At 44.6% G+C, this 17,229-nt stretch carries 19 protein-coding genes; 7 read left to right on the top strand and 12 right to left on the bottom strand.

Annotated elements, in window-relative coordinates; translation table 11 throughout:
• Positions 1–105 precede the first annotated feature (105 nt).
• Positions 106–717, bottom strand: a complete 612-nt coding sequence (locus QUA57_RS10460; RefSeq protein ID WP_333060723.1) for a LysE family translocator — start codon at positions 715–717, stop codon at positions 106–108.
• A gap of 82 nt (positions 718–799) precedes the next feature.
• Between QUA57_RS10460 and QUA57_RS10465 the strand changes: the two genes are divergently transcribed.
• Together QUA57_RS10465 and QUA57_RS10470 are read left to right on the top strand one after the other, a co-directional pair.
• Positions 800–1,183 carry a hypothetical protein gene (locus QUA57_RS10465; RefSeq protein ID WP_333060725.1) on the top strand — a complete coding sequence of 128 codons (384 nt, stop codon included), beginning with the start codon at positions 800–802 and terminating at the stop codon, positions 1,181–1,183.
• A gap of 42 nt (positions 1,184–1,225) precedes the next feature.
• A complete protein-coding gene (locus QUA57_RS10470) occupies positions 1,226–1,489 on the top strand; it encodes a hypothetical protein (RefSeq protein ID WP_333060727.1) in 264 nt (87 codons plus the stop codon).
• Between the two features lie 110 nt (positions 1,490–1,599).
• Here the strand turns inward: QUA57_RS10470 and QUA57_RS10475 are convergent, their stop codons facing one another.
• The 6 genes from QUA57_RS10475 to QUA57_RS10500 form a co-directional block, all read right to left on the bottom strand.
• On the bottom strand, positions 1,600–4,158 hold the full coding sequence (locus QUA57_RS10475) for a sigma 54-interacting transcriptional regulator (RefSeq protein ID WP_333060729.1): 2,559 nt from the start codon (positions 4,156–4,158) through the stop codon (positions 1,600–1,602).
• 161 nt (positions 4,159–4,319) lie between these two features.
• The gene (locus QUA57_RS10480) at positions 4,320–4,967 is read right to left on the bottom strand and encodes a GNAT family protein (protein WP_333060730.1); all 648 of its coding nucleotides are present in this window, start codon (positions 4,965–4,967) and stop codon (positions 4,320–4,322) included.
• An 86-nt stretch (positions 4,968–5,053) separates the two neighbouring features.
• Positions 5,054–5,257 carry a hypothetical protein gene (locus tag QUA57_RS10485; protein WP_333060732.1) on the bottom strand — a complete coding sequence of 68 codons (204 nt, stop codon included), beginning with the start codon at positions 5,255–5,257 and terminating at the stop codon, positions 5,054–5,056.
• Positions 5,258–5,442: 185 nt separating this feature from the next.
• On the bottom strand, positions 5,443–5,685 hold the full coding sequence (locus QUA57_RS10490; protein ID WP_333060734.1) for a hypothetical protein: 243 nt from the start codon (positions 5,683–5,685) through the stop codon (positions 5,443–5,445).
• Between the two features lie 60 nt (positions 5,686–5,745).
• Complete coding sequence (locus QUA57_RS10495; protein WP_333060736.1) at positions 5,746–5,892, bottom strand: hypothetical protein; 147 nt, start codon at positions 5,890–5,892, stop codon at positions 5,746–5,748.
• 452 nt (positions 5,893–6,344) lie between these two features.
• Positions 6,345–7,247, bottom strand: coding sequence for an undecaprenyl-diphosphate phosphatase (locus tag QUA57_RS10500; RefSeq protein ID WP_333060737.1), 903 nt, complete (start codon positions 7,245–7,247; stop codon positions 6,345–6,347).
• 325 nt (positions 7,248–7,572) lie between these two features.
• Here QUA57_RS10500 and QUA57_RS10505 point away from each other — a divergent pair, with 325 nt between their 5' ends.
• Together QUA57_RS10505 and QUA57_RS10510 are read left to right on the top strand one after the other, a co-directional pair.
• Positions 7,573–8,184 carry a thylakoid membrane photosystem I accumulation factor gene (locus QUA57_RS10505; RefSeq protein ID WP_333060738.1) on the top strand — a complete coding sequence of 204 codons (612 nt, stop codon included), beginning with the start codon at positions 7,573–7,575 and terminating at the stop codon, positions 8,182–8,184.
• 218 nt (positions 8,185–8,402) lie between these two features.
• Positions 8,403–9,464, top strand: coding sequence for a mannose-1-phosphate guanylyltransferase (locus QUA57_RS10510; RefSeq protein WP_333060741.1), 1,062 nt, complete (start codon positions 8,403–8,405; stop codon positions 9,462–9,464).
• A 96-nt stretch (positions 9,465–9,560) separates the two neighbouring features.
• Here QUA57_RS10510 and QUA57_RS10515 read toward each other — a convergent pair whose 3' ends face one another.
• The 5 genes from QUA57_RS10515 to QUA57_RS10535 form a co-directional block, all read right to left on the bottom strand.
• The gene (locus QUA57_RS10515) at positions 9,561–9,800 is read right to left on the bottom strand and encodes a hypothetical protein (RefSeq protein ID WP_333060743.1); all 240 of its coding nucleotides are present in this window, start codon (positions 9,798–9,800) and stop codon (positions 9,561–9,563) included.
• Complete coding sequence (locus QUA57_RS10520) at positions 9,769–10,272, bottom strand: hypothetical protein (protein WP_333060744.1); 504 nt, start codon at positions 10,270–10,272, stop codon at positions 9,769–9,771. Before QUA57_RS10520 ends, QUA57_RS10515 begins: the two co-directional genes overlap by 32 nt.
• 245 nt (positions 10,273–10,517) lie before the next feature.
• Positions 10,518–11,144 carry a hypothetical protein gene (locus tag QUA57_RS10525; protein WP_333060745.1) on the bottom strand — a complete coding sequence of 209 codons (627 nt, stop codon included), beginning with the start codon at positions 11,142–11,144 and terminating at the stop codon, positions 10,518–10,520.
• A gap of 119 nt (positions 11,145–11,263) precedes the next feature.
• A complete protein-coding gene (locus QUA57_RS10530) occupies positions 11,264–11,989 on the bottom strand; it encodes a cadmium resistance transporter (protein WP_333060747.1) in 726 nt (241 codons plus the stop codon).
• Between the two features lie 141 nt (positions 11,990–12,130).
• The gene (locus tag QUA57_RS10535) at positions 12,131–12,835 is read right to left on the bottom strand and encodes a DUF1003 domain-containing protein (protein WP_333060748.1); all 705 of its coding nucleotides are present in this window, start codon (positions 12,833–12,835) and stop codon (positions 12,131–12,133) included.
• A gap of 1,044 nt (positions 12,836–13,879) precedes the next feature.
• Between QUA57_RS10535 and QUA57_RS10540 the strand changes: the two genes are divergently transcribed.
• The 3 genes from QUA57_RS10540 (at position 13,880) to uvsE (ending at position 17,177) form a co-directional block, all read left to right on the top strand.
• Entirely contained in the window at positions 13,880–15,532 is a 1,653-nt protein-coding gene (locus tag QUA57_RS10540) for an AarF/ABC1/UbiB kinase family protein (protein ID WP_333060750.1), read from the top strand.
• Positions 15,533–15,792: 260 nt separating this feature from the next.
• Entirely contained in the window at positions 15,793–15,999 is a 207-nt protein-coding gene (locus tag QUA57_RS10545) for a hypothetical protein (RefSeq protein ID WP_333060751.1), read from the top strand.
• A gap of 233 nt (positions 16,000–16,232) precedes the next feature.
• Positions 16,233–17,177, top strand: a complete 945-nt coding sequence (gene uvsE / locus QUA57_RS10550) for a UV DNA damage repair endonuclease UvsE (protein ID WP_333060752.1) — start codon at positions 16,233–16,235, stop codon at positions 17,175–17,177.
• The last annotated feature ends 52 nt before the right edge of the window (positions 17,178–17,229 follow it).

Raw genomic sequence — 17,229 nt, forward strand, 5'->3', positions numbered from 1 at the left:
TGCACGCTAACTTACTCTCCATTTTTGGAAACAATACCTAATTTACCAGGGTTTGAGCCTTAACTGAACCGTATTGGATATGGTTAAACATTTTCGACCGAAGGACTAAGCTTTTGCTATCAAAAATATTCCCACCGCGATCGTGACGCAGCCAGCAGCAATGTTGATGCCTTTCCTGATGTTAGAACTAATCAGCAATCTAGCTCGATCGGCCGCGAGTGCGTAACCCATTTTTACACCACCTACGGATATTATCGCAATTGCAATGATGATGGCAGTATCAAAATAAGATATTTTGGAAAGATCGAGAAATGCTGGAAAAAAACCGAGATAAAAGAGAGTTGCTTTTTGGTCGCCTAATGTAATAAACAGTCCCGTTAAAAAACTGGACAGCCAAGAGGATTTAACAACTTCCGCCGCTTCTACATCCTGCAATTTTGACCTGCACAAACCTATTCCCAACCAAATGAGATAAGCCCCGCCGAGATATTTGATGAGAAAAAATAGGTTTCCCATCTTTTCCGCAAGCAGCGATAAACCTAAAATGGCTATCAGGATGAAAATGATGTCACCAACTACTATTCCTAGGGTTGTAAAAACACCGTGAATAAATCCAAATGCGGCCGATCGAGTGGAAACAGCCAATACGCTGATGCTGGGAATAGCAGCCAAGACGGTCATCGCACAGAATAATGCTACAATACTACTAAAGTTCATATCGCTAACTACTTTCAAATCCGGAAACTAACTGTAGAACATTTGCTATAACAGGTGTGGATTTTTTAGCTGATAAAATTCAATGAAACGCAGGTCTCTTGGCGGGCATCACCTTCTCTTGGGTGCGATCGCCCTATCCATTGAATCGATCGTTTGCAGTTGCATTTCTGTTTCGGCACAAGAGCTACCTACTCTAGCAAAAAATATGTCCTATGCGCAAGCTAGGGCAGCTTTACAAGATGCGGGGTGGCAAGCTGCTTACAATGATTACTCCCCCGGTCGGATTGCAGCCTTAAATTCGATCGAGAAATATATTATCAGCAAATTTTGGTTTGCAGAACTTGTCGCTTGTCCGGAAACGGCACGGGGATTGTGTCATTTTCAGTTTGTCACAGCAGATGGGAAAACTTTAACCATTACAACTACCAATAATAGCGCAGAAAAACAACCCTCGATCGTCTCTTAGGAGGTAAAACCGGCAAAAATTCAACTCTCTCAACCCCTACCAATGTTGCGTCAGGATAATCCCTATGCCGAGGTGAGACAAGCTTTAATTAATGCTGGGTGGCAACCAGTTTCCGACTCTTATTTATCGCCCTCCGATCGCGATCGTGTCGATCGATCTGGGTATCCAGAATTGCAAGCCTGTAGGGGTACGGGTTTGGGATTTTGTAGCTTTATTTTTAGCGCAGCCGACGGTCAAAAACTCCGAGTTATAACGGCTGAAAGAAATTCGACACTTTATAAGTGGTGGATCGAAGAAGGAAGATAATGGAAGAAGATGGCGTGCCAGATGCTACCAATTGGATTTTACGATCTGTACAAAGTTGATAATTGATAGTTAATGTTTAATCGCCTTCGGAGAACAGGTAAATGTCCCTTTTAGCTACCCACGATCGCATACCACAAACTCACCATCAGGCACAAACTCGCTAAATGTTGTGGAATCAAAGATTTAATTGAGCGCTTGGCAATTTTTTGAGTCACAAATATTGTAACTAACAATGATACAATCAAAGTGAAACCTTGCAAAAAACTAATCACTGCTGGATCGCCAATAAAACTCGGTAAATCATCTCTAATTTGTCCGAAAGTGGCAAAAGTTACGGGAATCACTCGACCGCCTTCCTGCAAACCCAATCGCCAATAGTGAGCCAAACTCCCGCCCCAGACCAGCGGTAAATAACCGTAGGCGAGAGAGACAAATGAGAGGGGTTTGTAGGTTGTAAATGGCATGGTTTCTGCTTGTCCCAATCGATAAATTGCCTGCATGATTGCGTAGGCAATTAGGGGAATCATCGGCGGGATAATTAACACTGCGATCGACAGCCCTAAATGAGGTAAAAATTGCTCTAAATTGATGCCCAGCCCCAACCAACTATTTATCTCCGGCAAGCGATGCAGATAAATACCGCCTAATAATAGAAATAACAGGGCAACTTCATAACTGTGAGGAACGTGGGTAGTCCATAATTCAATGCCGGGAGGGCGCAGATTTAATTCTACCGATCGATGCGGACAAGCTTTCAAGCAAGTCATGCACAACACGCAATCTTTATTATCGGTTAATTGGGCGGGATGGGAATAAATCGGACAGCCATTAGTAGTTAATCCTTCCCCCAAGCCGGGGCCGCCTTTGTAACATTGGTAGGTGCTGCATTCCGCCGCGCAGGTTCCTTGTTGGGCGCGAAGTTCGATAATTGAGAGTTTAGCAAATAATCCATTCATTCCCCCGATCGGACATAAATAACGACACCAAAATCGCCTCTCGAAGATTAGGGAAAAAATTACCGCCCCGGCGGTGATGAGCAACAACAAACAACTGGATAAATAGGCGGTATTTTCTAAATTCCACAACTCTTCCCACAGAAATATCAGAGTAAATAGTCCAAATAGAAGCCAGCCACCCCATTTCTCGGCTTGTTGGCGCGGCCATTTATTGAGAGTTCGAGGGAAAATTTTCAGGGATAGTTTTTGGACGATTTCCCCATAAATCATAAAAGGGCAAAAAGCACACCACAATCGCCCGATGATGGGGAATAATAATAAAATTAACGGCCACCACCACGCCCAAAAGATATTTAGGGCAAAATTATGTTGTCGATCTTGGGGAGCAACAAACAGGATAATTACCACCAATGCAAACACCCAGGTGGTAAACCAATAATTTACGCGATCGGGATACCAATCGCTCCGTAAAAATTGCCGTAATTTTGGATAAATATTTAATAAATTCAGCCGAAACTTTTGTTTCTTCGCTGCCTGGGCCCAAAACACTTCTTCCGTTAATACCTGACTCCCCTGTGCTTGAACTAAAGCGCGATCGACCATTCCCTGCAATTCCTGCAAATTCCCTGGAAAATCGTAGGCTTGTAAGCGGCGAATTGCTTCCGGTGTAACTTGGGGCTTGACTAATTTTTTTTTGCGACCAATGATATTGAGATAATAGTTAACCTGTGCTTCTAAATCTGCTTTTCGCACCCGCAAGGATGGGACTTTAATCTTGTGTTGTGTCAGCTTATCTAGCTTGGGCTGCACAATTTCTGAGATTAAAATTATCCGGGCATTACTAGAACGCGGTGGTGGTGGTATTTGTCCTTCCTTGACAACTAGCCTGTAGGTTCCATCGGTTAATAATTGCTGAATTTGGGGGCATAATTGAGCGGGTAATTCTTGCACGTCATTTAAAATTAACGTCCCTTCCCCCAACCATTCCAACAGCCCCGGTTTGCCGCCTAACCGCCCGAATAATTCCGCTCCATTAGCCTGAAGTAAAGCACTTTTAATTTGAATAATTGGCTCGTTGCGGCGATGGGAACCGAAATGAATTAAAGCAGCTAAATTATCCTTTTCTAAACCAGGTTCGCCAGAGATTAATACCGATCGGCTGTCACTCGATGCCGTGCGAATTTGTTGGCGCAATTTCACTGCATAACGACTATTGCCAATGACTCCCCGTTTCGCCCTAGGTACTAGATAGCTGCGGAGGGCATTTTGACGCTCTCGTTCGTAGGCAATTTCTGCTTCTAGCTGCTCTAATTTCGTCGCCAAACGTTGAGCGTAGGCTTCGGCGATCCGTGGATATCTTTCTAGCAAACCACGCCAGCGATCGGCACTAATTACCCAAAATTGACATTCTGTCCGAGTTATAATTCGGCTATCTGCAGGTTGCGATCGCTGGAGGGCAGATAAATTCACGATCGCCCCCGGCAACAAACTACTCGCCCACATTAATCCCGGTTGTTTGCTGCGGTAGCGATCGGCTTGTCCCCGTTCTAAAATATAGAGATTAGTGATAGGCGTATCCTCAATTACCACTCGAAATCCGGCGGGAAAAGTTGCCATTTCCATTTCACCCGCGATCGCCTGTAAAATCTCGCGGGATAATATGCCTAATTCGGTACTCTCTTCGAGCCAGTTAACTAATGTTTCGGTAGACATCGCTTAGCGTCGGCGAAAGCCGAATCGTGATAGTTGGTGTAGCATATAACAGATTCCAAGTTTATGAAGCACACCCCAGAAACCCGGTTTCTTTGTACCAATAGCTGAAAACTGCTATATATTATAGTGCCAAAAATCCTCATCATAATTCCAAGTTAACCTCAGCCATTGTTGAGTTCCATCAACGAGAGTTTTTCGTTTGAGTAAAGCCACTTTTCAAAATTCACTTTACAGCGTCCCCACTCCTTGTCTGTCATTGCAAACCAATCAGTATCCCTATTTCTGCCACGAACAATCATATGTTGTCGGAAACGCCCTTCATAGAGAAATCCCATTCTGGCGGCCGTAGTTCGGCTAGCATGATTAAGTGCATCGCATTTCCACTCAACTCTACGGTATGAATGGCCGTCAAAAAGATGCTGAAGTAATAAAAACTGTGACTCTGTATTAACTTTACTTTTATGTACAGCAGGGCTAAACCACACATGACCGATTTCTGCTCGACTGTGATTGGGAACGATCGCTAGTAATGCGACAATCCCCACTTGAGTATTACTGGAGTTTTCAAAGACTGTCCAAGTCAAAGGATCTGACTTACCAATCATTTCTCTTTCCATCCAGTATTGCATGGCAGAGGGACTTTCAAACGGACCATAGAACAGATAGTTCCACACCGCTTGCTTTTCAGGAGTGCCATGCGAGATCGAATAGAGTTCACCTACATCTCTTGTTGGAACGAGGGGCTTCAGGGTGACAAATTGACCCTTGAGTTGGATATATTCTGGTGGTTGCCAATTCTGTTGCTGCATAAATTTTTATCGTCGATCTACAGCATTTCTTAGCAATAATTTACTGCTCGATTATAGATTACAATGAAACTGTCTAAAGGCAAAGGTTAGTAGCGGCAGATAACCTTTGCATGACTTCCGCAAGTAGAATTAACTTTCAAACTACCAGTTGACAGCTTGTCACTCAACTCCACCCCTATGGCTCGCGCGCGCAAATGTCCGATACCCGGATACAGAAAATGATAGGCCAACATTAACGTGCGATCGCCTGCAATTTTTTCCTGTACAGCTTGGCGGGTAGTTGCAGCCATCTCTCGATCGGCATCACAACTTAGCTTCCAGTGTGGGTTCCATAAATTAATCGTATTAATGTGAACCGTAACTGAGTCATTAAGTTGATTATATCAGTTCACCATCTTTAATCTTGGTCTCATTTTCAATAGACTCAAAAAATTGCGAAATCTGTTCAGTAGATATGATGTGATAAACACTTTTGCTACTTCGCGCCCGATCGATATATTGGCGATATCATTGGAGTTAAATATTTGTGAGACAACCAAAGCACGCGGTAACCGATCATCGAACCCTTGAATATTGGACTATTTTCTGGCCAGCCTTCGGGCGGATTAAAGTAAGCCGAGATCATTCGTTTAGTCACCCACCAGAAATGCACGTATAGCGGTAGATCGACATAAACCAGAGTATCCGCCTCATCAAGTCGCAGCCAGACGGTTTCCATGCAACCAAACCCGTCAATAATCCATCTGTCAGTCTGCCAAATTTCCTGATGGGCGCGCTTCTAGTGTTCCTGTGACACCTCAACGCCGCCCGATCGATATTTAATCTTGTCCAAGACGTAAAGCGGCAACCCAGTGATGTCGGATAATCTCTTGCTGAGAGTTGATTTACCGCCTCCAGCGTTGCCAAATACTGCTACTTTTTTCACAGCCACTCTCCTTTTAGCGTTACCGAAATTAATAGGATACAAGCCCCATCCTTAGCTTGACGGCTTTTCTATACTACAATAATTACGTAAAGTTTTTCCACGTCAATGATACTTTTAGAGTTTAAGGCTAAGGCAAAAACAACTCAATACGCTGCTGCAGACGAAGCGATTAAAACCGCTCAGTTTGTCCGCAACAAATGTGTCCGTTTTTGGATGGGCAACCGAGGTGTGGAACAAAAAGATATGTATCGTCACAATACAGCGTTGAGAGCTGAATATCCCTTTGTCAAAGCCTTAAACTCTCATGCTTGTCAAGTTGCAGCTCTTACGGCATATATAGGGCAAAAAAGTGTGAGTAAGGTGCGAGGGCGAGCGATTGCTTTCTTACCCATTACCGGACATAACTCACCGCCCTTGAGAAGGGCTATAATTAGGTTCAAGTCAGTCCTATTTTATATATTTCGCACTGCCCCACCTGCGAGCGCCGTTAAAATGGCTACGCCAAAAGCTAGCCGATACAATACAAATATCCACGTCTTTTGAGTTTGCAGGAACTTCATTAGCCAGGCGATCGACAAATAAGAAAACACAAATGCCGAAATCGTTCCCACTATCAAAGCTGCAACTCCAGCATCGCCGATTCCTTGTGCCAAATCACCCTTTAATTCCACTAATCCAGCCAGAGTAATCGCGGGAATTCCCAATAAAAAAGAAAACCGCGCGGCGGCAGGTCTTTCCAATCCCATGAACAATCCTGCTGTTAGAGTGGAACCCGATCGCGAACACCCCGGAATCAATGCGATTGCTTGAGCTAATCCCATCAAAATACCGTCTTGAACAGTTAACTTTTCAAAAGTGCGATTGCGCTTGCCAATTTTTTCTGCTGTTGCTAAAAGTAGCGACATGACTATCGAAGCAATGGCGATGCTGGCCAAACTCCTGAGCGGCGACTTGTCAAAACCTGGAACCAATGCCTTGATTAGCAGCCCAAAAAAGGCTAGAGGTATTGTTCCCAAAACAAATCCCAGCGCCAGTTGAAACTCTTGCGATTTGTAGTCGCGCCGCACCACAGCATCTACAGCACCCAAAGTTATAGTTGTCAAGTCTTTCCAGAAATACCAAAGCACTGCGACAATACTGCCCAACTGAATTACAGCAGTATAAGCAACCCCCGGATCGCCCCATCCCAGGGCGATCGGCACTACCTTCAAATGAGCGCTGCTGCTGATGGGCAAAAACTCTGTTAATCCTTGTATAATTCCTAAAACAATCGCCTGCACCAGATTGATGTTAGCAGGCCCGGAAACCTCAGCAGCGGGCGTTTGGGCGAGGAGTGCGTCAAGCAAAGCTATCATTAGTTGTGAATTCCCAGTTGTCAGTTTCTAGTAATCAGTTTAATTTAAGATCATGCAGCCTTCTGGGAAGCTAGAAGCCCACCCCACCACAAATAAATTTTATTGTGGCGCGGACTGGAACTGTCCGCCCCTGAAAAGTCGATGATCGCAAATAGTGATCTTCGGGCTGTAGAATCGCCTTGTCGATCGCAAGTATCAGCAATTTATGATCATCGAGCCGAAACTACTTTAACCTATTCAACAACCTTTGCCTACATTTTGCTGATAGACTTAGGAAAGTTTTTGCATCTGATTTCGCTTTCGTTACAGCAACTGCCCACAACCTATGATATTTCCTGAGAACAAAAATTCAATTGTTACTGCTGCTTCTGGCATCCGCTGGCTGAGGCGAATCTTGTCAGCCAGTCTTGTAACAGTAGCGCTCACACTTAGCTTCATACTGCTAAGCGGCACGGCGCCAGCTTTAGCAACTCTTACCGACGATCGCTTTGACGGTACAATCTTTGCCCTCTACGCCGGCAACGGTTCCCTAGTTCCTCCTAAAGTCAAGATTGCAGATTCTTTCAAACGCCATAAACCCGTACTGTTAGTTTTTTATACTGATGACAGCAGCGACTCCAAGCAATACGCGATAGTCGTCTCTCAACTCCAGGAATTTTACGGCCGCGAAGCCGATTTTATGCCCATAACAATTGACTCTTTGCCTCCACAACCGTCACCAGAAATCACCGAACCGAGCCATTATTACGAAGGTTTCGTACCTCAAACTGTCATCCTAGACCAATCGGGTAAAGTAGTTTTTAATGAGAAAGGACAAATACCATTTGAACAGGTAGATGATGCTTTTCGGAAAGTATTTGACTTGCTTCCCAGAGAAAAATCTATCCCGCTCAAACGCCGTGTCGTGAACGAACTCAATATCGAATTGTCGAAGTAATAGGTAATGGTAATTGCTAGTCGCTATAGCAATTTTCAAGGATTCCTTAACGAGAGTTTTGTTGTTTTATATTGGGTAAGGTACGCAATGCGCGCCCTACATTTAGGGTGATACAGTCAACAGTCAACAGTGAATCATCATTGTGCCTCAGTAATTCTTTACAAACACCATCTCGGGTATCAGGGCAAAATGGACGTGAACTATTTAAACTTTAAACAATGAGTAGAACCTTAATTCCTGTGATTCTGGCCGGTGGTAAAGGCGAACGTTTTTGGCCGCTGAGCCGCAAGCAGCGGCCCAAGCAGTTTTTGAGTCTCGACGGTAGCGGCAAGAGTTTGCTGCAGGCTACTGCGGAAAGACTTTTGGAATTAGGTAACGGTTGGGACGATTTGTGGGTGGTAACGTCGGAAATGTTGGCTGCGGGGGTTCGCGAACAGTTGCCACTGTTACCACCGGAGAATTTGCTGGCGGAACCGGAGGGCCGCGATACTGCGCCAGCGGTGGCCTGGACTGCTATAGAAACTGCGAAGCGTTACGGTGAGGATGCGGTTGTTGGTTTTTTCCCGGCGGATCACTGGATTGGGGAACCACAGGAGTTTATCAAGACTTTGGAAGCGGCGGCAGAGTTGGCGAAAAATCAGGATGCGATCGCCACTTTGGGAGTAAAACCGAGTTATGCTTCGACTGGTTACGGCTACATCGAACAAGGCGAGGAAATTGGCAGTTTTGGGGGTTTTCCGGCTTATCGGGTGGCGAGGTTTACGGAAAAGCCCGATCGCACCACTGCTGAAGAATTTGTCGCCAGCGGCAAGTTTAGTTGGAACGGCGGCATTTTTGTATTTCGAGTCGGAACAGTCTTGACAGAATTGCGAAATCATGTACCGGAAATGATGGCTGCTTTGGAAGCAAAAGGCGCACAGGCTTACTCGGAATTAGCCAAAATAAGCATCGATTACGCACTGATGGAAAAGACGCAAAAAGCCTGTGTTCTGCCTGTAGGCTTTAGCTGGGACGATTTGGGTGATTGGAATGCGATCGGCCGTTTGCTGCAAGGAGACAAACCGAATGTCGAGTTAGCAAAACACGTCGGGATTGACACCAAAGGCGGCATTTTCTATGCAGCGGATGAAAACGAGGTGATTGTCACCATTGGTTTAGAGGATGTGGTAGTTGTCAGAGATGGCAACGTAACTTTGATAGTGAAAAAGGACCGGACGCAGGAGATTAAACAGGTGATTAAAGTGTTGGGAGAAGATGAGAAATTGAAAGATTTGTTGTGATGTAAGTACGGCACAGATTGGGCAGGCGAATCCACAAAGAATTAATCAGCCTTGAGCCCGACTTTCGTTTCTTAATCTGTGTCGTACTTTACTCTTCTAGTTTTGTTGTTCGCACTTCCACTGAAGCCATTTTTGTAGCAGAGTCATAATTAAAGCATCTGCTTCGTATAGTGACATAGGTTCTTTTGGTGGAGCGTGCTTATCGACACCATGCCGTGCATCATCACCAATTGCGCTTTGACTATTAGCAGTATGCGTGAATTGGCTAATCTTATCTTTAGTTATCCACTGTTCAATCTTTTTTTTACCAGCAGCTTTCTTTATTGACAATTTCATAAACTTTGTAAAGATTAATCCAGTTATGTTCAAAGTCCGTAATTTGTCTGAAAACATTTTTAACTATCTCGTCTTCTTCTGCCAGCTTCCTCCAGGATTCAAACTCTAAATTACGGATTATATCTTGACCGCTTTCTAGTTGGATAGAAAAAGAACTTGAATCCACGCTAATTGTGGCTGAAAGCGCAACCCACCTCTGACGCTTACCTTCTTCGTCAACTTCCCAGATGATATGAGGCTTAAGACGTGGAAAATCTGTAAACTGAATCATTGCAACAGCACTTATAACTTGAAGAAGTTTAGTAGCTTCAAAAAGTACATCAGACGGCTTTGTTAGTGATTCCCAGCGCGAAGAAGTTAGGTAATATTCACCATTCTCTGCCATTAAGCTCAACTCATCTGATGAACGCAGCAAGTTCGACAAATTGTCAAAATCCGACTTTTTAACATCTAGTAAAACTAGCCATTTCATTGAAAAAACCTCCTAATCGTAATCTTTAAGGAAATACAACTTTATAAATGACTCTATTGTCCGAGACTAACTCTAAGGAGTTGGATCGAATGATGTACATCATATTGCATCACTCAGCATCTTCTGGCTTTTTTGCCATCTAAAAAGGAGAGACAATCGCCAATGGTGGCATTGCCTCTCCTCTATTCTGCCTGGGACTTTATTTTTTCCCAAGTCCCCAACTATTAACCGTTCCTAAAGAAGGATTAATCAATCAGTTCCGGCGTAGGAACTTGTGCATTAATCTGGGCCTGAGAAAACGAGGGCAGGGTCCAAGTTGTCTCACCCGCTTTAAAAACTTTAGCAGGGGCAACATTCAATTGAATACCGCCCGTTGCTGCACTCGTTGTAGCAATTAGCGGCGTACCATCTACAACCTTAATAGCAACCGGTTCAGCCAAAGAAAGTGGCTGAGTCGCCGGGCCTAAAGTAGCTTGAACCCCTGCTGGCAAGTAAATACCATCGCAATCCCAATCATCATCTGTAATCTCACCGGCTGCTAGGAAATAAAGTTGCGTCGGCGATTTTTTCGGCTTATTCGCATAAACTGCCAGCGTTTGCCCGGTTGCATTACGACACTGAGCCCGCTTTTTAGCAGTTTCGATCACGTACTTCTGCATTTGCAATTCGGCCAACCGCTGTTGGTACTGTTCAGGCGTATAACCCGCAGTCGAAGGATCGCTCTGAGCTGACAAAAGTTGATTCAATTCCTGTGTTACTTCCGCATAGTCAGCCCCCTTTGTGAAATCTTTGCCGGCCCAAGAAGGCTGAGCTACAGCTAAGTTTACGAAAAGCACTAAAGCCACCAGAATTAGTTTGAAAAACTTGCTCATTTTTGTTGTCCTTTGTGTAATAAATCAGAGTTTGTTCTTAGAAAACCCCTCCACTTTGCTGAAGTTATAAATTATTTTTCAACTTCAGCAAAGTGGCGGAAACTTGAACTCTAGCTTGCCTAAATTTTTTCGACTTTAGGTGCAGTCTCTAACGATTGATAACTGTCTTTAAGCAATATCAGCAGCCACAAGCAACTGATAGCTAAAGTAACTACCGTTAAACCGCGATTCTCTAGAGTATGGCTATCGAGCAGGATCAGCGTACCCAGACCCATTAAAACGAAGGGAACAAGGGAATTACCGTAGCGGACAAGTAGGGTCGCGATCGCGCTCATGCGAGTTAGTTGATACGCCACATAACACCAGACACCCACTAGCAAGAAAAAGACGCTCAGAATCACTAGCAGGCTATCCCAAGTGCAGTTGGCAAACAACGGGACATAAATCCCCACATTATCACCTCCATTAGCAAATGTCACCGCAGCTACGCTATAAGTTTGTGGCGATAAAAGACTAGCAAAGATAGTGGATTGAGGCGAATCTGTAGCAGTATTTTCATCATCAGCCTCTGTATCTCTATTTAGCAGGCGGCTGACTCCAATGGCAATTGGTACTAACCCCAACATCCCCACCCAAGGGCGCGGCACCATCATACAGCCAAAGAAGCTAGGAAGACTAAGCAGCACCAGTGCTGCGAACCCAAGATATTGTCCTGTAACAATGTGTTGCCGTCTAAAAACAGCATTGACTTGGGAGAAAAACAGCAGCAAGATGACAATATCATCTAAATTTGTGGCGGCGAAAGCTGTAATACCTGTGGAAATAGCGGTAATGAAGGGGTTCATATCTAACTGCCTAGATTGTGATGCTAGTATGGCTGAAAGAATGCCTGAGATTAATTGATTTATAGGTTTTTTAGGTTAAAACTGTTACTTAACAGATTGGCGAGACTGATGCTCTCATTCACTGGTTAGTAACGTCGCTTGTCACAGCTTGAAATAGCTTAACGCGGATACCGAATGTGTTGATGGCTTTTGAGTTGGAAGTGAAATTGGCATCACTTCTGCATATTTTGATGAGTAAAAGTTCGATTTAAATACTTGGGGAAGTAGTATGGGAACCTCAGCCTTCTGCTTCTGCTCAGAAACAGACGGCTTAGCTGCTTCATTAACTTCGGTAATTGCCTTAACGGGGGCTGGCATCACCATCTCTTTGATGGGACTGACAGATTGCTGTTGCTGATTGAGCTTTTCCATTAAGTCAGGAATGTGGTGGCTTAATCGATCGAGCTTTTCGTGCAGCAGTACCACATCGTGAGCAGCTTTGAGATTAACTTGATGATTGTAGAGGTTTTGTTCGCGTTCGGCATCCGACTGGCGGTTTTGACTCATTAACACAATCGGTGCAGTGTAAGCAGAGGCAAAGGAGAATACTAAGTTGAGGAGGATGAAGGGCTGCTGATCCCAGTGAGGAATGCCCGGTGTCAGGTTCGCGCCCACCCACCCGGCGAGGATTACTGTCTGTCCAATCAAAAAGGGCCACGAACCCACTTTCGCTGCTAGGGTATCTGCTAACTGCTGTCCGCGAGTTAAGGTTTTTTCCTCTGGTTTTTGAGGCGTAAGCTGTAAAGGTCTTTGATGGCTGGGGGTTTTCATTTTTGCGTTAACGCTGTTGGATAAAGTGGATTTCATGGCAAACCTCACGGGTGAATGTCTAGTTGAAGCTGACTGCTTAATGTTCGCTGGCGTTTTTCTTTGATGCCTTTACTTTAGTCAAGCTCCACTCATAAGAGCAAATGTTCTTTTTTATCAAATCAATCACTTCAATTTATAGACTGGTTGGGAAATAGTAAAGCCAAAGTCAAGATTGGTAATTTATCCAGAGGCGGCAAAGCTAGAAGTTTAGAACCAATCCCAGCAGATGACTGTGATACTCAGTGGCAGACAGTTCTCGTTTGCCTTACTCGGTCAACTCGGCTGCAAATATGACGTGGAAGAAACTCAAACCAATTGTACATTTGCTAGAAACGACCTATGAAAAGGGGATTAAGGTTTCATCTCAGGAACTAGAAGAGTACCTCGGGTTCTGGCATCGCTCCGAAATCCTGCCTAAATGGGATATCACAATTGTTCCCACTTGATTGGAGCATAAAAACTCAAGTCTATTTTAGGCTCAATTCGCTTCAAGCGTTGTTCAATTTCTTCTAACCGCTGTAGTACGACAATAAATGCTATACATGAGACAGTAAAAGTGAGGATACCGACCACTGAACCACACTGAGATAGTAGGGTTGATACTGGAGAAAGATTAGAGTTTACTTCAGGCAACATAGCAACTATTTCAGGCGGCTGCTTCTGTGCATCCCTCATCACACCGCCAACTCGTAGATACTTCCCACTATTCTAAACCTTCATTACTCGACTCAAAAATTGTAAATATTACATCAACTGCACTCATCTTCTTGACCCTTCCTAAATCTGAATATTTACTTTACTTATATAATTAAATTTATTGACGTATAAGTTTTTAATTATAAAAATATTATGTATGCTTTAAATGTATATTACTATGAGGAGTAATGCCGAAGCCAAAAACCGATCGCCCCCACACCCGAAAGCTGTCACGCCCATTCCCACTATTTCCCCCAAGTTATTCCCCAAGACACTGGTCAGCCCGGTCAACAGCGCTATCCTAGTAGTTATATAGCCCTTAAACCCGATCGACCCGGAGGCCCCTTGTTTAGCCTAGTTCAAAACACTTCTCGCAAAGGAGAAATTCTAGAGGTCGTCTTCCGCAACGGTTGGGACTACATGAAAAGCCTCCTAACCGGCCGCAAAACCGACGCACCCAGTCTCCCAACTCCAGCAGTTCTCCGCAACATCCTCGTCGAATTAGGCCCAGTATTTGTCAAATTGGGACAATTGCTGAGCACCCGTCCCGACCTTTTACCGGCCAGCTACATCGAAATCCTCTCCACGCTACAAGCGGAAGTACCGCCCGTACCGTGGTCACAAGTAGAAGCAATCGTCCGCCAGGAACTCACACAATCTCTCGAAAATACCTTCGCCAAATTTAACACCGAAGCCGTCGCCGCAGGTTCGATCGCCCAAACCCACAAAGCTACTTTAAAAGACGGCCGCGAAGTCGCCCTCAAAGTTCAGCGTCCCGGTATTGAGATTGTCATCGAACAAGACATCGCCGTCCTCCGAGGTTTGGCAGAACTTGTCATGCTCACAGACTTCGGTCAACAATACGATATTGTCGCCCTAGCTGAAGAATTTGCGATCGCCCTGCGTGCAGAACTAGACTTCATTCAAGAAGCCAGCTACACAGACGAACTGCGCCGCAATTTATCTAAAAGTAAATGGTTTGACCCCACACAAGTTGTCCTACCAGAAATTAACTGGGAGTTAACTACAAAAAAACTCTTAGTAATGGAGTGGCTGAACGGAGTCCCGATTTTGTTAGGCGATTTGCAAGGAGTTCGCCACAAAGGAGATATAAATGCCGAACGCGAAGAAATTACAACGCTACTTTGCCGCGTTTTCTTCCAGCAGTTATATATCGACGGATTCTTTCACGCCGACCCGCATCCCGGCAATTTATTTTATCTAACCGACAGCCGGATAGCTTTGCTGGACTGCGGCATGGTCGGCCGATTAGACCCGCGCACTCAGCAGAATTTGACAGAAATGTTGCTGGCAATTGTAGATTTAGATGCTCAGCGCTGCGCTCAATTAACTTTGGAAATGGCAGAATTTGCTCAGCCGACAAGTTTAGTTAATCTAGAGAACGATTTGGCTCGAATGCTACGCAAGTATTACAATGTGAGCTTGTCGCAAATGAACTTGTCGGAAATTTTTTATGAGGTGCTGGAAATCACCCGCAAAAATAAAATTCGGCTGCCCAGCAATCTCGGTTTGTATGCAAAAACTCTAGCGAATTTGGAAGGACTGGCGCGCTCTTTTAATCCCAGATTTAATATTGTAGAGCAGGTCAAACCGCTGATGACCGATATGTTTCGGCGTCAGTTATTAGGAGATGACCCGATACAAGCTCTGTTGAGAACAGCTCTCGATCTCAAAAGCTTATCTTTGCAATCTCCGCGACAGGTGGAAGTGCTTTTAGACCGGGTTACTTCGGAAACTTTGAAGTGGAATTTGACACTAAAAGAACTCGATCCGCTACGCCGCACTCTGGGGGATTCTGCGAACCGACTTTCTTTTAGTATTGTAGTGGGTTCGCTGATTGTGGGGGCGGCAATTATTTCTTCTAACGCGCAAACTTCTCAGCTATCTTTTCTGAGCACTGGTTTGTTTGGGGCCGCGAGTTTTTTGGGTTTTTGGTTAATTATTAGCATTCTCAGATCAGGGCGTTTGCGGAGTTGATGGCAAAGAGGAAATGGGGCAAATCCGGAGATATAGCAATCCTTTCGGGAAAGGCGCAACTGGCTTTTTTTGTGAACGAATCGCGAACACGCTATTGACGCGAATCTTGAGAATAGAAGAGAAATATTTCACAATTGATGCCAGGAGTGCTATAGCATCCTCAACTATTAAGCAACATCTCTGACTTAAGATAGGCGATCGCCCGCAGCAGCTAAGTCTAAGCTAGAAATTGTTCGATAAACCTAATTGAGGAAAAAAAGATGAGTAGCGGTCACGCCAGCCATAAAGGCTCTTCCACAAAACCCAATACCAACACTAACGGTCAAATTACATCCCCTGAAGACCAACCCGCTGATCCGCTAAATCAAGAAACATCCGGTTATCCGTTCCATAACGAAGCAATGGAAAATCCTGTTGCCACCGCGCGGCCCGACGAAGAGGCTGATTCTCGCCAAGAACAGCAATAGTTATATCGATTAAATTGGCATCGATATGCTATCTGCAACGCGGTTGATTAGAGGTTTGATAAAAATTAGGTTGGTACTAATTACATCTTGCACTTCCAGAGTCCGCCAGCGATTTCAATCTCTGCCGGACTCTTTGGGCAGGTTCAGTAGTACCTAAAAACTTCAAGACTAAGAACTCAAGTCCTTATGAAAAACCTATTTAACATAAAATTAAAGTTAGGGATTATTGCTAAATGAGCGGGATTAACCAAGTAGTGGAACAGGAAAAATTGCCGGAATTGGGATTAGTTTGTATTACAACATCCGATGCAGTGCGCTTTCGCACTGTCACCCGGAAGCGACTTTTACAGCTTTCGGGAACTGAACAAGAAACGGTATTGCGCGAGCTTTATACAGACAACTTAAAACGGCTTGACAAAGCGATCGACTTCTGTTTTGCTAATCAAATTAAGCTCTACCGCATGACTTCTGCACTGTTCCCTTTTGCAGATACAGATTTGGGGGAAGCAGTGCTACACTCCATGACTGAGGAATTGCGGAATACGGGCGATCGCGCTTTGTCTTTGGGCATCCGTTTGGTACTCCACCCCGATCAATTTGTCGTGCTCAGTTCCGACAAGCCTGATGTCGTTGCAAACAGCATTAAAATTCTCGCCACTCATGCTTTAATTTTAGATATCTTGGGACAGCCCCGATCACCCCAGGCACTGATGAACATTCACGGCGGCAAGAGCGATCGTACTTCGCAACTCAAGTCAGTCATCCGCGATTTACCCGAATCAATTCGATCGCGCTTAACCTTTGAAAATGACGAATACGCTTACAGTTCCTCGGAAATTTTAGAAGTTTGTCTCGACACAGGCGTACCAATGGTTTTTGACGCCCACCACCACGTCATTCACGAACATTTAGAAACTTACGACGAGCCCAGTGTGGCAGAAATGCTCGCAGCAGCCCGCACAACTTGGTCTGTTCCTGAATGGCAATTAGTACACATATCGAATGGCAGAGAATTTTTTGCCGATCCGCGCCACAGTGATTTAATTACAGAAATGCCTAATTGCTATTATCAAGCTCCTTGGATTGAAGTAGAAGCTAAATTTAAAGAATTAGCTATTGAAAAGTTGCGCGCCGAATGGTTGTCTGCGAATGTTCCACAATTTAGCAATGTGTCGTAGGGGCGGGTTTTACAAACCATCTTTGCCTAACACCAATAATCTAGAAAACCCG

Origin of the sequence: Microcoleus sp. Pol7_B2 (assembly GCF_036701035.1) — a bacterium.
Classification (GTDB): domain Bacteria; phylum Cyanobacteriota; class Cyanobacteriia; order Cyanobacteriales; family Microcoleaceae; genus Microcoleus.

Excerpts from the sequence above, each read along its gene's own strand:
- QUA57_RS10460 (WP_333060723.1), bottom strand. The coding sequence starts at position 717 with ATGAACTTTAGTAGTATTGTAGCATTATTCTGTGCGATGACCGTCTTG.
- QUA57_RS10465 (WP_333060725.1), top strand. The coding sequence starts at position 800 with ATGAAACGCAGGTCTCTTGGCGGGCATCACCTTCTCTTGGGTGCGATC.
- QUA57_RS10470 (WP_333060727.1), top strand. The coding sequence starts at position 1,226 with ATGTTGCGTCAGGATAATCCCTATGCCGAGGTGAGACAAGCTTTAATT.
- QUA57_RS10475 (WP_333060729.1), bottom strand. The coding sequence starts at position 4,158 with ATGTCTACCGAAACATTAGTTAACTGGCTCGAAGAGAGTACCGAATTA.
- QUA57_RS10480 (WP_333060730.1), bottom strand. The coding sequence starts at position 4,967 with ATGCAGCAACAGAATTGGCAACCACCAGAATATATCCAACTCAAGGGT.
- QUA57_RS10485 (WP_333060732.1), bottom strand. The coding sequence starts at position 5,257 with ATGGCTGCAACTACCCGCCAAGCTGTACAGGAAAAAATTGCAGGCGAT.
- QUA57_RS10490 (WP_333060734.1), bottom strand. The coding sequence starts at position 5,685 with ATGGAAACCGTCTGGCTGCGACTTGATGAGGCGGATACTCTGGTTTAT.
- QUA57_RS10500 (WP_333060737.1), bottom strand. The coding sequence starts at position 7,247 with ATGATAGCTTTGCTTGACGCACTCCTCGCCCAAACGCCCGCTGCTGAG.
- QUA57_RS10505 (WP_333060738.1), top strand. The coding sequence starts at position 7,573 with ATGATATTTCCTGAGAACAAAAATTCAATTGTTACTGCTGCTTCTGGC.
- QUA57_RS10510 (WP_333060741.1), top strand. The coding sequence starts at position 8,403 with ATGAGTAGAACCTTAATTCCTGTGATTCTGGCCGGTGGTAAAGGCGAA.
- QUA57_RS10515 (WP_333060743.1), bottom strand. The coding sequence starts at position 9,800 with ATGAAATTGTCAATAAAGAAAGCTGCTGGTAAAAAAAAGATTGAACAG.
- QUA57_RS10520 (WP_333060744.1), bottom strand. The coding sequence starts at position 10,272 with ATGAAATGGCTAGTTTTACTAGATGTTAAAAAGTCGGATTTTGACAAT.
- QUA57_RS10525 (WP_333060745.1), bottom strand. The coding sequence starts at position 11,144 with ATGAGCAAGTTTTTCAAACTAATTCTGGTGGCTTTAGTGCTTTTCGTA.
- QUA57_RS10530 (WP_333060747.1), bottom strand. The coding sequence starts at position 11,989 with ATGAACCCCTTCATTACCGCTATTTCCACAGGTATTACAGCTTTCGCC.
- QUA57_RS10535 (WP_333060748.1), bottom strand. The coding sequence starts at position 12,835 with ATGAAATCCACTTTATCCAACAGCGTTAACGCAAAAATGAAAACCCCC.
- QUA57_RS10545 (WP_333060751.1), top strand. The coding sequence starts at position 15,793 with ATGAGTAGCGGTCACGCCAGCCATAAAGGCTCTTCCACAAAACCCAAT.
- uvsE (WP_333060752.1), top strand. The coding sequence starts at position 16,233 with ATGAGCGGGATTAACCAAGTAGTGGAACAGGAAAAATTGCCGGAATTG.